Source organism: Ruegeria sp. CH6, assembly GCF_056537005.1.
Window position 1 is genome coordinate 117672 of record NZ_JBQFQS010000012.1, and the last position, 13962, is coordinate 131633.

Genomic DNA, 13962 nt, shown 5'->3' on the forward strand with positions numbered 1-13962 from the left:
GACTGTTTGGATTTGCGCCCAGACTAGCCGCCCATTATCCGCCCGCAACCCCTGTCAGACCGAAAGATCCTGCTGATCCCAAACAGCGGTAAGCGATCCTTCGCCAACGCGGATCAGGCGGTTGAGTGTTGCGCCAATTGCAACCGCATCACCCGCATCCACATTCTGCGCCACATCCCCGGCCACCCGGGCGAGTGCTGTCATTCCGACCTGTTCGGAAATTGCCACCAGCGATTTTGAGCATTTTCGCAATCCGGCCCAATCCCTTTGACGCCAGAAGCGTTCGCAATTTGAAAGACGCACAGCCAGCTCTTCGATGGTTCGGCATAATACGTCCACCGCATTGGTATCACCCAGTTGACGATACAACCCGGCCAAACGATCCGAATCCAGCCGTACGGATTCCTTGTGTTCAAGCGTGATAATCTTATCCACCACATTCATCCCAATCTTTCCGCCCCCACGGCGTGGAATAAACCTGTCACAAAATATCTTTGCAAAACCTTGCGTTGGCTTTGGATAATATCTCGAATTTTTGGAGAATTCGGTCTAGAGAACCAGACAGCGCAAGTATAGGTGCGCGCGCTTGAACCATGCGAAGCAAAATGGTTGCGCGCTACCACGCTTGAAACCAAGGGCAGCTTTTCAAGCTGTACCCCTTGTTTTGAAATACACTTGCTGCCAATTACCATGAGATTGACGGCGGACAGGAAGGGATAGGAACATGCCGATAACCACTGATGAACTGGTTGCTGCCCGCAATGCCTGGGGCGAAGGGCTGATCGCTATTTCAAAAGCCTATGAAGAAGGCGGTATCGATGCGGCCCGTCCTGTTGCAGAAGATGTTCTGGACGCGGCCTACGGATATAATCTGGGATCGGTCCTGTTTAAGCCAACTCTGGCCTCTGGTGACCAGACCTTTCGTCCGACCAAGCATGGCGCACTTGCCTATTTTGTAGGCCATGACGACGAGTATCCGCTTGATGGCGGTTTCGGAATCAAAGGCTGGCGTGAGATGGAAAGCGTGACCTCTGCTTCCTTTGTCGAAGGCGATGTCGGCATGTGGATGGGTAAGGTCATTCTTACAGACAAGAATGGCGATGTGACTCAGGTCGACAAGAGCTTTGGGTACAAGAAAGACTCCGATGGTGTGCTGCGTATCGTGCTGCACCACTCATCGTTGCCCTATCAACCGTAACTCTGACATTGAAACCAATACGGGCGGCCTGAAGCAGGCATCCGACGGTTTTTGAATGGCGTGGATCAGGTCTCTGATTTTGCGCCATTTTTTGTTATGATTGGCGCAGAGCTTTTTGGATCAGGAGCGCGTCATGCGATTCATTAAACGTATTATTGTCACTCTGCTTGTTCTTATTCTGATTCTGGTCGGCGTGTCGTATCTGCTGCCCGGCAAGGCCGAAGTGTCCCGAAGTATCACGATTGATGCGCCCGCCAGTAAGATATTTCCGTATGTAAATTCGATGCAGGAGACCGAAAAGTGGTCGCCCTGGCTGTCGCGCGATCCCGAGACCAAGTTGGCCTATACCGGACCGGACGCAGGTGTGGGAAACACGCTGACCTGGAGTTCGGAACATCCACAGGTGGGAAGTGGAATACAGGAGATCGTTGAAAGCGTCGAAAACCAGACCGTCAAAACCGCGCTTGATTTTGGTGACATGGGAACTGCAGCTGCGTCCTTTACCCTGCAGCCCGAGGGCGATCAGACCAAAGTGACATGGGGCTTCGAATCCGATCTGGGCATGAACCCGATGATGCGCTGGATGGGTTTGATGATGGATGAGTGGGTTGGTTCCGACTACGAGCGTGGTTTGTCCAATCTGAAGACTGTTGTCGAAGGGCGGGGGTGATCGAAAGAGGTGTCTCTTTTTTGTAGGCTGCTAAAGTCGAAGCCAAAGACGACATCGCTTTGGATGTGTTTTGTCAGCCTATCGTCCAGTCAACTCAAGTACGCTGCGTGAGTTTAATCAGTTTCACAAGGAATGAGCGGTAGATCGCGCAGTTTTGCGTATCCGCACGCGTAGATTCTGGTCAATGAAAACTAAAGTCTGAAATGAGCAGACCAACTTGTGTTGAAGTGTGTTTCGTTAAACGGTAGTGGGAGGGCAATTTTTCAGCCGACGCCAAGGAGACATCGATGCAGGAACACGTACGGGAAGTCCCCGAACAATCGAGTTCGTCGGTCCAAACGCGCTACGGCCAATTCTATATTCCGAACGGGGTAGACACGATATCAGACTCGCTGCGCCTGTATGGTGAATGGGCTCAATCGGAACTGGATATTCTTTGCGACTTCATCAGTGACGGAGATACGGCCGTCGATGGTGGAGCATGTTATGGTACGCATGCGCGCGCATTTTCGCACAGCGTTGGTCCAGACGGCAAAGTCATCAGCTTTGAACCTTTTTCTGAGAACCGTCAGATTTTGCAATTGAATGCAGATGCCTCTCCGGTGCGCAACATTGATGTGAGGGCAACGGCTCTGGGTGCGCAACCGGGCACGGGGCAGGTTGTCGAAACGTTTGAGGATAATGCTGGCGGCACCAGAGTAACGGCCTGCGAAACAGGTGGTACGCTTACGATGGTGCGCCTCGATGATGAGGTTCAGGGGAAAGTTTCATTTATCAAACTTGACCTTGAGGGCGCTGAGCTGGACGCATTGAAGGGCGCAACCAGAATACTGTCGAAGGACCGGCCCGTTGTGTTTTGTGAAGTGCTGGACGTATCCAGCGGAGCACCGATACACCAGTACATGTCCGAGCAAGGGTATGTTTGCTATGGTCTGAACACGCCGGCGTTTCAATCTGACAACTTCAACGGTTCAAGCGAAGATATCTTCTATGGCGGGACCGAGTGCGGCCTGCTTTTCCTGCCGGCAGACAAGCTTGAGGCGTTTTCAGACCGCGTTGAAAAGCACCTCCTGCCCGAGATCAAAACACTGGATGATCTGGCATTATTGCTTTTGCAGCAACCGCAGTATTGCCGCACGACGCTTGTGAGCCAGCGTGCGGCAGCCATCCTGGAGGTTCCCAAGGCGCAATATGACATTGCTCGACAGGAATTGGAGTTCGAGCAAAAGACCCGGGATCTTGAGCAGCAAAACTTGGACGACAAGAAAGAAGCTTTTGACCAAGTAGCGGCGCTTCAAGCGAGAATTCAATCCAAAGTTTCGGAACTGACACCATTTTTGGAGCAATGGAAAGAAGAAAGAGAGTATACGACCCGCTTGGCCAAACGCGTCCGAAAGCTGCCTTTTGCATTGTATTTCAGGACAAGTTCCAAGCATCGTCGCGGCACCAGGAAGTTGGTGAAATCGACTGTTTGGCCGCAGGACGCGCTGGCTAAGCTGGCGGAGCTGCAAGGGCAACTGAGCAGCGCCCCTTCTTCTGCCGCCGGACTCCCAACCCCGTCCGCAGGTCATCGGGCAAAGGTCATCAATGCGATTGCTTCGACCAGTTCCGAACCGCTTCTGGCACCCTTGCCCGAGCTCATCGAACCTGTGCTTGATGCGCCCAAAATTGCAAGCAAGCTGGCTGAGGGTCGCGATCGGGTTGTTCTTGGCATAGGTCACGACAATTACCGCGAAGTGACTGGCGGCACTCAGATCTGTATTCAAATCGAAGCGGACCGCGCCAATGATGCCGGGCTGGACTATCTGAACATTCACCCTGTGCGGACCTGTAACGCATTGCTGCCCGATGCTGAAACGGAGACTTCGGTCTTTCGTTTGGTCCTGAATGGCGAATGCATCGGGGTCGCACGTTATGATGAATTGATCGCAGCAACCTCGGACCGGGTCGCGGCTGGTCAGAAATTCAGTTCTGTCATCCACCATCTGCAGGGCCACTCACCCGAAGTGATCGCGCAACTTGTTGAGGCAAGTAGTGGAGGAAAAGCACACTTTTGGCTGCATGATTTCTTTGCTGCCTGCCAAAGCTATACACTGATGCGAAACAACCTCAGCTACTGTAGTGCCCCGGACATCGACACGCAGGGATGTACGATCTGCATGTACGGCAAAGGGCGTGCTGATCACATGCAACGTTTTCGGGACTTTTTCGAACGTATCGAAGTCACCGCACTGGCGCCATCGCAGGTCGCAGCAGACATTTGGGTCAAGGCATGTGGCTATAGATTGCAGGATCTGATTGTACAGTCACATACTGTTCTTAAAAGCGAGCCGCGACCGCAACCCTTGCCAACAGTTGGGGATGGGACGCAGGGCGCAGTGAAAATAGCTTTCCTGGGTGCGCCGGTGGCCCACAAGGGATGGAACGATTTCAAAACATTGGTTGAGACCGAAGCCCGCAATCCAGGGTTGGAATTCCACTATTTTGGCAAGTCCGATGTAGATCTGGACGTTATTAAACACCAGGTAGATGCGACTGCCAACGAGATCCCGGATGCAATGACGCGGGCTCTGTCGGCAGCGGGTATCGACCTGGTGATTCACTTTGCGCTGTGGCCGGAAACATTTTCGTTGACGACGGCCGAGGCTCTGACAAGTTCGGCTTATGTTGTGACTCAGGGGCAATCTGGCAACGTTTCCCATCTGGTCAAATCGACTGGCCGTGGTGTTGTGTTGGACAGCAGCAAAGACCTATTGGCCTGGGTCAGAAGTGATGCCTGCCAAAAGCTGGCTCAAAAGGCCCGCCAACGCCGCCGCGAGGAGGTGTTGTCATCCGAGTACAGCGACATGGCGATACCCCATCTTCAAATTATGAGCACAAAATGACAGTTCATGCATTTACAAGCTTTTCATTCAGTTATCTTAATCGGGCACGTGTTCTTGCCAGTTCGCTACGGCGCCAGCATCCGGATTGGGTCATCTGGGCGGTTCTGACGGATCATCCCCCAAAGGGGTTCGAGTATTCTATCGAGCATGAAGACTTCGATCGCCTGGTAACGGCTGATGAATTGTATGGCGAAACGACCGAACCCTGGTTATTTCGCCACGACATCGTAGAAGCCTGCACCGCTGTTAAAGGGCAAGCACTCAAGCATATTATGGATCAGCCCGGGGTTGAGAAGGTCGTCTATTTCGACCCGGATATCGCCGTGTTCTCAACAATGCAGCCTGTTGTCGATTTGCTGGATGACTGGTCGATCGTTCTTACCCCGCATCAAACCACACCAGACACCGAAGAAATGGCTGTGCGTGATAACGAGATCACGTCGTTGCACTACGGTACCTATAACCTTGGGTTCCTGGCTGTTCGCAATGATGAAGAAGCGCGTGCCTTTGCGGATTGGTGGACTGAACGTCTCAATACATGGTGCTATGACCGGCTGGATATCGGCGTGTTCGTGGATCAGAAGTGGTGCAACCTGATTCCCTGTTACTTCGATAACGTGAAGGTTCTGCGGGATCCGGGATACAATGTTGCCAGCTGGAACCTGAGCAAAAGGACGATGTCGGTTTCCCCCGAGGGAGGCCTTTTGATCAATGGCGTGCCACTGCGCTTCTATCATTTTACCAAGCTTGGGCCTGTTGGCTTCACAATGACCGAAAGGTACGCTGAGGGAAATTCCGAAGTTTATGAACTTTGGGCGTGGTATGAGCGTGAGGTCATACGCTTTACTGATCCTGCGATCCCAACGGGTTGGTGGTATTACGGCGTTTTCCAGGATGGTACGAAGATTCCCAAAAAGGCCCGGGAGCTGTACAGGGATAGCGAGGAACTGAGGACAAACTACCCTGATCCATTCAAAGACGGCTATCAGCGTTGGTTGGAAAAAAACACCGACCTGATGCGCCAGTGAAATTGTCCAAAGCTCCTGTTGGATACAACGATACCTGACTAAACCCTTAAACACCTCTCCCCAACGTGATGGTACCCCGATGACACTTCCACCTCGAAAGATCGTATATTCCGAAACACACGATGCGGACCTTGTAGATTATCCGATCCGGGATATCGATGAAAACGAACAGTTCATGGAATTGTTCCTCAAGTCTCGTGATTTCACGATGACGGGTAAGGACGCGATGTTCGCGCTCTACAATGCGTGCAAATATGTGCATTCGGCGGGCATTGCCGGTGACTTTGTCGAATGCGGCACATGGATGGGCGGCAGTGCAATCCTTGCCGGTTTGACGTTCGAGGCACTTGGCAAACCGCGCGATCTTTGGCTCTACGATACCTATGAGGGAATGACTGCTCCGACCGAAGCAGATGTGGATGTCAATGGTGACAGCGCTTCGGCATTGATGGAGACGTTCGGCGACGAAACAGGCTGGTGCTATGCGTCGCTCGACCAGGTTTCGCAGAACTTCGGTGCAGCCGGCCTTTCAACGCAAAACGCGCGTTTTGTAAAAGGTGATGTGATGGAGACGTTGAAGGATCAATTGCCCGAGCAAATCTCGGTTCTGCGCCTCGACACTGACTGGTACGAATCCACTCGGTTCGAACTTGATGTTCTTTATCCGCGGCTGGCACCGGGCGGGGTCCTGATCATCGACGATTATGGACACTGGTCCGGCTCTCGCAAGGCGACGGACGAATACTTCTCGACTATTCGCGCGCCGATGCTGAACCGGGTGAACGATCAGGTCAGACTCTGCATCAAAATATAAGAACGAAGAAAGGGTATTCTCATGGTTGAATCAACCTTGGATCTCAGGACGCAGATCATACAGGCTGCAGAACAGCTTCCGTCCGAGGACGATCGTGCGAAGTTCTCGTTCATTCCAACGGTTATCGATCAATGGATGACCGAGGCGGGCGGGATTACCGGCAAAAAGATTCTGGATTTCGGGTGCGGCAGTGGTACCTCTGCCGCCGGAGCCGCATTGTTGTTCGATGCCGAGGTTCACGGAGTCGACATTAACAATGAAGCAGAAGCCTGCGCTCCATTCTTGCGGGAGCATTTTGGTGTTGAAGTGCCCGACAGGCTGACCTTTCAGGAGATCGCTCCCGGGGAAACTCCGAATGATGGCCCATTCGACCTTATCTTCAGCTGGTCTGTCTTCGAGCATGTAAACAACCGGATTTATCCCTCCATTCTTGAGGATCTCTACAATAGGCTAAAGCCGGGCGGGCATTTCTTTGTCCAGATTTCACCTTTGTATTTCGCGCCGGAGGGAAGCCACCTTTGGGCAATCGGCTACAACAGATGGGAACATCTCATCTCGCAGACCAGCGATGTACATGATGATGTGAACAACTCGGACCTGAGCGATCAGCACAAGAAATTGCTGTTGGCCATGTTCGATACTCTGAACAGGATCACTGCCGACGATTTGCTGACCCGCTTTAAGGCAGCCGGATTTGAACTGATCCGCGAACAGCGTGATCAGGTAGATTTTGAGCCTCCGGAAGAATTGGTGCGGGCCTATCAGCGTGACGCTTTGAAAACATTCCAAATTGTTGCGCTGTTTCAGAAACCCCTCAGCTGAAAAGGCTTTGCCAGGGTGTCGACAGCCTTTTGATCGAGCCGCCTGAACCCGTGGGGTTTCAGACCAGGTAATCGAGAGAGCAGGGGCGGCGAACCGCCCCTGCCAGACGTTTCAGGCGACAGTGTCAAACCCGAGATCGACTAGCTGGGTCAGCAAGGCGTCATCTTCCTCAAGAAGAGGGCTGTTTGCATCAGCATCCAAATTGGACAGGTTCAGGTCTTCAGCCTGAATGCCCACCAAGGTGGTGACGTTGCCACCATTGCCCAGCACCTCGATCTCAAGATTTCCATCTACCTCGCGGATATCGATCTGATCGCCGGTCAGTGCGTTGAAATCAAAGCTATCTTCGTCAGGATCGAATCCTTCGATCCTGGTCTGAGCACCCCAATTCCAATTGATATCCACAGTATCTGCACCAGCGCCGAGAACGACATTTCCTACGGCAGGTGTTCCAGTTGAGCCACCACCTGAGCTGTCCTCGGAACCCGAGTCTGGGCCAGGTTCTTCATCTTCGTAGATGCTGCCGGTCATATCCCCGGTGCGGGTTTGCAATCCGTCCGTGGTTGCGCCATTTGGGGCAGATGGAGTCAAGAGAACCGTACGGTCGACCAAGGTCACGTCATTCTGATCAAACCCAAAGGGGGTCTCAAGATTATCCTCCATGACCTGATCAAAGTGGAATTCGACCATACCCGGGATCAGATCTGCTTTGGTGACACCGGTGAAGGTAAAGCTCTGACCACTTGGCAGGGATGAGATCACCAACCCCGCGTCGGTATCTTCAACGCTCAGGCGCTCGCGTGTGCCAAAGTAAAGAAAGCTGATCTTCATTGAGGTTGGGTCAAAGTTGTCAATGACCTCGGACTGGCCGTATTCGTGACTGCGGATGTAGACCGTATCACTTTCGCGCGGTCCAACGCCTTTCTCCCATGAAACGACGCCACCAAGATCCTGGCGCAGATGTTCGTTTCCGACGACGCCAAAGCTGCTGATATCTACATCCTGATACGTCACACCCTGTACGATCTGGGCAGCATCCGACCACGGGCTGTCGATCACGATCTCGCCGGCCTCAGACTTTGTCAGGATCATGCCATGCACTGAAGTGCCGCCAAAATCTAGCTGATCGATAGCCGGATCAAAGCCGATGATGTCATCGGCATTGCTATCTGCCTTAAACACCTGGCCACCCGCATCGGTGCTGCCAATGACTTCAGCCGGGTTTGAGCCGTCTGTGTCATAAGTAAGCGTGTAGCCACCGTTTGAGGGGGTCGATGCAACATGGCCAATTGCGCTGGAGATTTCGTTCAAGACGCCTTGATTGTCGATTGAAAAGTTCCCGATCTTCAGGTCATCAAGGCTGATGCCGGTCAGGACCGTTTGCGTTGTAACCCCATCCACAGTGATGCTGATCCGTACGGTCTGACCCAGTGCGTCCCCGGATTCTTCGAAAATCCTGAAATCGCTGGCGTCGACATCGGCATTGATTTCGATGACATCCCCCATATCGGGATTGAATTCATCGATCACACGCGCCGGGCTGTCATAGCCGATGGTCACATGCATATGGGTGTGACCATCACCGCCCCCGTCGCCACCGGAATGTCCGCCACCGTGACCAGAACCGTTGTCATCATCACCAGAGATCAGAGTTGCGAGCTCGTCACGGGTTGTGGAGTCCAGTGCATGAATGTTCGAAGCCTCGAGCGCGGCCAGCGTCACGCCTTGCAGGGTAATTGTCTGGTTGTTTGATGGCACTCTGATCACGACAGAACCATTCACTTCCGAGATTTCGAACGCATCTGCGCCGATCCAGTCAATGAAGATGGTATCAGTCGCCGGATCGAAGTCGGTCACGACCGTTTGCTGACCATAGTTCCACGTGACTACCACGTCGGCATTCTGCTTTGTGATACCGGGATTGTTGAATGCGTCACCGGTCTCAGCGGGTGACGGATCCGGATCTGGTGTGGGCTCCGGGTCTGGATCAGGTGTTGGATCTGGATCAGGCGTCGGATCGGGGTCGGGCGTCGGATCTGGATCGGGCGCTGGATCAGGGTCCGGCGTGGTCGCACCGTCACCGATCAGGCTCAAGATCTCTTGCGCAGCAGTGCCGTCCAGTATGGTGAAGTTGCGCGCTGAAAGCTCGTCCAGAGTTACCCCAACCAGCGTCAGAGTTTGCTGATTTGATGGCACTGAAAACACGACCGAGCCATTCACTTCTGTAATGACAAGATCATTGGCTGAAATCCAGTCGACAAAGATCGTGCCATTTGCAGGATCGAAATCCGTGATCTCAGTGTTGGATCCGTAGGACCAGGTCAACACAACATCAGCGCTGTCCTTGTCTACATCAGCTGTGCCGCCCGATGATCCACCGGGGTTATTGCCTGAGCCACCGCCAGATCCGCCACTTGTATCATCACCTGGTGTACCAAGGCCTTCGTCGCCGGTTTTGCGATCTTCAAAAAAGGCGATCATGTCGCTGACCGAAGGGCTGTCAAATCCGCCAAACTGCCCGATGTATTGCAGGATCGAAGTGCCGTATTCGTCCGTGGATACGGCACCGCCAAGCAACAGATTCAATGTCCCGTAGGCACCCCGCAAATGAGCGGCGGCCATGATACCTGTAAGGGTGAGTTCAACGGTGACGGTTTCACCATTGCCATTGGTGTAGGTCGCGGTTGTGCCGAGAAAGTCGTCCAGGCTTTTGCCTGCGTTCTTGAGCCCGTCCTCAATGATCTGAAGGTTGAAGCCGAACGCTTCCTGAATGGCGACAGTCTGCGCCTCCTTCGTCATAAAGTCTTCGAGAGAGGTGACGCCGTTCTTTCCGGTCCAGGTTCCATCCCATTTATTGGTTGCTTCCCCGTTTCCGTAAAACTTGTCGTCGTCATAGTAACCCAGATCAATCAGCAACGCCTCGCCAAACTGGAAACCGACAAAACCCAACGAGTTTTGCGAGCGATAGGCCATCGACTCCCACTCGGAATCACTCAAATCGCCCCAACTGGTGTAATTGGGGAAGAACTTTGTCACTTCGCCGCCAGCCCAGGCATTCAGCTGCCAGTCCTGAATGACACCTGTTTCGTACCTCTCGCGGTCCCAACCCGATTCAAACGCCAGCAGCGCCGAGAGGAAATCGGTGAAAGTTCCTTTGGACATGATATTCTACCTCAACCTATGATTGCATTTTCCACATGTGGAGATGACGTAGGTAACAAGAGAAGCACAAAATTCATGTCCCAATGTGGCCAATTCCTTTAGAATCTCCGCCATCGGCAATAAGTCGCGAAATTCGTGTTATTTTATAAGCAACATTCTGTCTGCTTTCGGGGTACGGCCTGTCCATCTTCGATAGGCTTGTGTAAAGCTGCTCTGGTCTGAAAAGCCGCAAAGATGCGCGGTCTCTGCCAATGAAAGGTGGGGATCGCTTAGGAATGCTTGTGCAAGCTTAAGTTGAGCGTCAGACACGATCTCCCTGAAACTTGTCCCTTCTTCCAGCAATCGGCGTGTCAATGTGCGTTCCGACAGTCCGAGCGCAGTGGCGGTTTCAGCCATTGATGGCCGTCCGGAAGCCATCCCATGCAACACATGCCGCCCAACCTTGTCTGTCAGTCTGGATACGGCCCGGGGATTCCGGCTGAGCAACACCTCTCCGTAGCTGGTAAGATGTCTAAGCAGATGTGCATCCGCATCCCGAATAGATAGCGCCAGCACCGACTTTGGGAATCGCAGATAGTTTGCGTCTTCTTCCAGACTCACGTGACACCCATATACAGCAGCCAGTTCCTTTGCGCCGTGTAGCCGGGCACCGGATATGCCAACCTGAGTGGCCAGACGATCGACCCCGGTGGCAACGCGCAACGCCCCAAGCAAGGTCCCCAATGAAAACTCGATGAGATGGGTGTTCAGCATCAAATGCGTTCCGATGCCATCAATAACGACATCCACGTGATCCTGCGTTTCGCGGATGTCGATCAGAGCCTGCGGACGTGAGACAGGCATAAATCGCTGCACGTGATGAAGTGCGTGATGCAATGTCGTTGAGTTGAACAGGATGTAGGTCAGCAGCGAACTGTTGCGTGGATCAAGCGCTATTCCGAATTCGGCCCCGGCATAGGGGCGGCCAAGATGTGTCGCCAGAAATTCCAGCACAGTGTTTTCAGCGCCGCGGGGGATAGCCGAACCGACATCGCGCAATGATTCAGGATCAAGCCGCGCGGCCGCTATTGCGTCTTCTTTATGTTCTGAAACATCCGGCAGATCGAAGATCGACCTCAGCAGATGATTTGGCACCTGATCCTGAGGGCTATGCTTGTTCATGTTGAATTTCGCCTTTTGCCCCAAGAAGTGGGATCATGCTAGCTGTCATATTCACCGTCCCGACCATGTCAGGCGCAACGGTCGCGTTCTCTGTTTCTGCTAGGCAATCAATATTCTGAACGATGGCGAATATCGACAGTTTTCTCTCTGATATCAGCGCTATGCAAATACTGATTGCGGCGGTCCTGTTGCTGAAGGGTTTGTCGGGCCACGATGGCCTCAGGGGTTATTTACAACCCTCGGTCGGCCCGCTCTGGATGAAAACCGAACCACTCCAGTGAATTTGTATCTGTGGCGGCACTCTGGTTTCGTTACAATCACTTCTCCCAATCGTGACGCATGTTGCCTTGGCTCTGTGCTAATAGCTGACTACCTCGATACCAAGGTGATTAGAGTACGGAGACTGAAATGGCGCATCGCTGGACCAATAAACTGACACATGCAGACGTCACCCCGAGGGCGGCGTTTCTGAACCGGCGGCAAGTTATGGCCGGGCTGGCGGGTGTCGGGTTGGCGGCGGTTGCCAGACCATCAAGCGCTCAGGAAGCTCTGGAACCGAACACATGGGAAGAGATCACCACATACAATAACTACTACGAGTTTGGGACAGGTAAGGATGACCCTGCCAAATATGCAGGATCCCTGATCACTGAACCGTGGAGCGTCAAGATCGACGGTCTTGTGGATCGGCCGGGTGACTATGACTTCAAAGACATCCTGTCCGAAATGACTATTGAAGAAAGGATCTATCGGTTCCGCTGTGTCGAGGCCTGGTCGATGGTGATTCCGTGGAACGGGTTTGAACTGTCCGATCTGCTCGCGATGGCGGGCGTTCAGGACGGCGCGAAATATGTGGCGTTCGAAACCGCCTATCGCCCCGATGAAATGCCGGGTGTCAGTTTCCCTGTTCTGGAATGGCCGTATCGCGAAGGCCTGCGTCTGGACGAGGCGATGCATCCTCTGACCATCATGGCCACTGGCATCTATGGCAAGACGATCCCCAACCAGAACGGTGCACCACTGCGTCTGGTGGTGCCGTGGAAATACGGTTTCAAGTCGATCAAGTCGATTGTCCGTATTACTCTTACAGATACGCAACCACCGACCAGCTGGAACATGTCCAACCCGCGTGAGTATGGGTTCTATAGTAATGTGAACCCGAACGTGAACCATCCGCGCTGGTCGCAGGCATCGGAACGTCGCATTGGCGGCGGTCTCTTTGCACGCCGCGAACCAACCCTGATGTTCAACGGATATGAAGAAGAGGTGGCTGGCCTCTATGAGGGTATGGATCTGGCGGAGAACTACTGAAGCGATGCAGACCGTGAACCAATTGCTGCGCCGCATTCCCGTATGGGCCGTGTATCTGTTAGGCGCTCTGCCCGCACCCTGGCTGTTCTATCTGGGGTTCACCGGCGGCCTCGGGGTCGAACCCATCGAAGCATTGGAACACGAGTTTGGCGAGCTGGCCTTGCAGCTTTTGATTCTCGGTCTGGCCATCTCGCCTTTGCGTCGCCATCTCGGCCTGAACCTGATGAAATTTCGCCGTGCGATCGGTGTTCTGACATGCTCATATGTCGCGCTGCATCTTCTGGTTTGGCTGGTTCTCGATGTACAAGTGCCCAGTCAGATTTGGGCGGATATCGTTAAGCGCCCCTATATTACTGTCGGCATGGCGGCGTTCCTGCTCATGCTGCCGCTTGCGATTACTTCAAACAATTGGTCTGTGCGAAAGATGGGACCAGCTTGGCGCAAGATGCATCGGCTGGTCTATCTTGCGGCGATCCTTGGCGGGTTGCATTACGTGATGCTGGCCAAGGGATTCCAGATCGAGCCACTGATCTATCTGCTTGTCATTTTGGGGCTGCTGGCATTGAGGCTGCCGATTTCGAACCTGCTTATGCGATTCCGTCAGGTCGATTCCACCTGAATCGCGGGTGAGTCTTTTGGTGAGTCCGTGATTATAGCGTTCAGTTGTGGGATTCGTGCGGCCTGTCATCTCAATTTGGTGGTTTTGGGCTGTCAGCTGAATGTTTAAGTAATTGAATAATAACGCTATTTCTTGAATATGCTGTTTTTTTCAAGTTCTTTGAATTTTCCACTTGCGGCTTTTGTTGGTTATCCTTAGAACCCCCTTCACCGGCGCTGCTGAGGCGGTGCTGACGGGTCGGAGAGACGGCCTGACGGACTGGAAAGACGGTTGAGACGCTCGGGAGAGACCG

At 53.3% G+C, this 13962-nt stretch carries 12 protein-coding genes; 8 read left to right on the forward strand and 4 right to left on the reverse strand.

The genetic code is table 11. The features are described 5' to 3' along the window. Positions 1–54: 54 nt before the first annotated feature. Positions 55–444 (reverse strand): hypothetical protein, encoded by a 390-nt coding sequence (locus ACR0CW_RS19150; RefSeq protein ID WP_480788992.1) that lies wholly within the window; start codon positions 442–444, stop codon positions 55–57. 280 nt (positions 445–724) lie between these two features. Here ACR0CW_RS19150 and ACR0CW_RS19155 point away from each other — a divergent pair, with 280 nt between their 5' ends. From ACR0CW_RS19155 to ACR0CW_RS19180, 6 genes are all read left to right on the forward strand, one after another. After that, positions 725–1198: a phosphoribosyl-AMP cyclohydrolase gene (locus ACR0CW_RS19155; RefSeq protein ID WP_480788993.1), complete on the forward strand. Its 474-nt coding sequence runs from the start codon at positions 725–727 to the stop codon at positions 1196–1198. Between the two features lie 133 nt (positions 1199–1331). After that, positions 1332–1868: an SRPBCC family protein gene (locus ACR0CW_RS19160; protein ID WP_480788994.1), complete on the forward strand. Its 537-nt coding sequence runs from the start codon at positions 1332–1334 to the stop codon at positions 1866–1868. A 287-nt stretch (positions 1869–2155) separates the two neighbouring features. After that, complete coding sequence (locus ACR0CW_RS19165; protein ID WP_480788995.1) at positions 2156–4753, forward strand: FkbM family methyltransferase; 2598 nt, start codon at positions 2156–2158, stop codon at positions 4751–4753. Then, a complete protein-coding gene (locus tag ACR0CW_RS19170) occupies positions 4750–5781 on the forward strand; it encodes a hypothetical protein (protein WP_155144268.1) in 1032 nt (343 codons plus the stop codon). Before ACR0CW_RS19165 ends, ACR0CW_RS19170 begins: the two co-directional genes overlap by 4 nt. A gap of 79 nt (positions 5782–5860) precedes the next feature. Then, the gene (locus ACR0CW_RS19175) at positions 5861–6595 is read left to right on the forward strand and encodes a TylF/MycF/NovP-related O-methyltransferase (protein ID WP_155144270.1); all 735 of its coding nucleotides are present in this window, start codon (positions 5861–5863) and stop codon (positions 6593–6595) included. 21 nt (positions 6596–6616) lie between these two features. Continuing rightward, entirely contained in the window at positions 6617–7417 is an 801-nt protein-coding gene (locus ACR0CW_RS19180) for an SAM-dependent methyltransferase (protein WP_480788996.1), read from the forward strand. Between the two features lie 111 nt (positions 7418–7528). On the opposite strand, the gene ACR0CW_RS19185 is transcribed toward ACR0CW_RS19180, so the two are convergent. Then, on the reverse strand, positions 7529–10579 hold the full coding sequence (locus ACR0CW_RS19185; protein ID WP_480788997.1) for a hypothetical protein: 3051 nt from the start codon (positions 10577–10579) through the stop codon (positions 7529–7531). 138 nt (positions 10580–10717) lie between these two features. Next, a complete protein-coding gene (locus ACR0CW_RS19190; protein WP_480788998.1) occupies positions 10718–11740 on the reverse strand; it encodes a helix-turn-helix transcriptional regulator in 1023 nt (340 codons plus the stop codon). Between the two features lie 408 nt (positions 11741–12148). On the opposite strand from ACR0CW_RS19190, the gene msrP reads away from it, so the two are divergent. Further along, positions 12149–13051: a protein-methionine-sulfoxide reductase catalytic subunit MsrP gene (gene msrP / locus ACR0CW_RS19195; RefSeq protein WP_155144279.1), complete on the forward strand. Its 903-nt coding sequence runs from the start codon at positions 12149–12151 to the stop codon at positions 13049–13051. 4 nt (positions 13052–13055) lie between these two features. Further along, entirely contained in the window at positions 13056–13670 is a 615-nt protein-coding gene (msrQ, locus tag ACR0CW_RS19200) for a protein-methionine-sulfoxide reductase heme-binding subunit MsrQ (RefSeq protein ID WP_480788999.1), read from the forward strand. A gap of 70 nt (positions 13671–13740) precedes the next feature. Here the strand turns inward: msrQ and ACR0CW_RS19205 are convergent. Beyond that, on the reverse strand, positions 13741–13962 hold a 222-nt coding region (locus ACR0CW_RS19205; RefSeq protein WP_480789000.1), incomplete at its 5' end, for a hypothetical protein.

Excerpts from the sequence above, each read along its gene's own strand:
- ACR0CW_RS19160 (WP_480788994.1), top strand. The coding sequence starts at position 1,332 with ATGCGATTCATTAAACGTATTATTGTCACTCTGCTTGTTCTTATTCTG.
- ACR0CW_RS19165 (WP_480788995.1), top strand. The coding sequence starts at position 2,156 with ATGCAGGAACACGTACGGGAAGTCCCCGAACAATCGAGTTCGTCGGTC.
- ACR0CW_RS19180 (WP_480788996.1), top strand. The coding sequence starts at position 6,617 with ATGGTTGAATCAACCTTGGATCTCAGGACGCAGATCATACAGGCTGCA.
- msrQ (WP_480788999.1), top strand. The coding sequence starts at position 13,056 with ATGCAGACCGTGAACCAATTGCTGCGCCGCATTCCCGTATGGGCCGTG.
- ACR0CW_RS19155 (WP_480788993.1), top strand. The coding sequence starts at position 725 with ATGCCGATAACCACTGATGAACTGGTTGCTGCCCGCAATGCCTGGGGC.
- ACR0CW_RS19150 (WP_480788992.1), bottom strand. The coding sequence starts at position 444 with ATGAATGTGGTGGATAAGATTATCACGCTTGAACACAAGGAATCCGTA.
- msrP (WP_155144279.1), top strand. The coding sequence starts at position 12,149 with ATGGCGCATCGCTGGACCAATAAACTGACACATGCAGACGTCACCCCG.
- ACR0CW_RS19175 (WP_155144270.1), top strand. The coding sequence starts at position 5,861 with ATGACACTTCCACCTCGAAAGATCGTATATTCCGAAACACACGATGCG.
- ACR0CW_RS19190 (WP_480788998.1), bottom strand. The coding sequence starts at position 11,740 with ATGAACAAGCATAGCCCTCAGGATCAGGTGCCAAATCATCTGCTGAGG.
- ACR0CW_RS19185 (WP_480788997.1), bottom strand. The coding sequence starts at position 10,579 with ATGTCCAAAGGAACTTTCACCGATTTCCTCTCGGCGCTGCTGGCGTTT.
- ACR0CW_RS19170 (WP_155144268.1), top strand. The coding sequence starts at position 4,750 with ATGACAGTTCATGCATTTACAAGCTTTTCATTCAGTTATCTTAATCGG.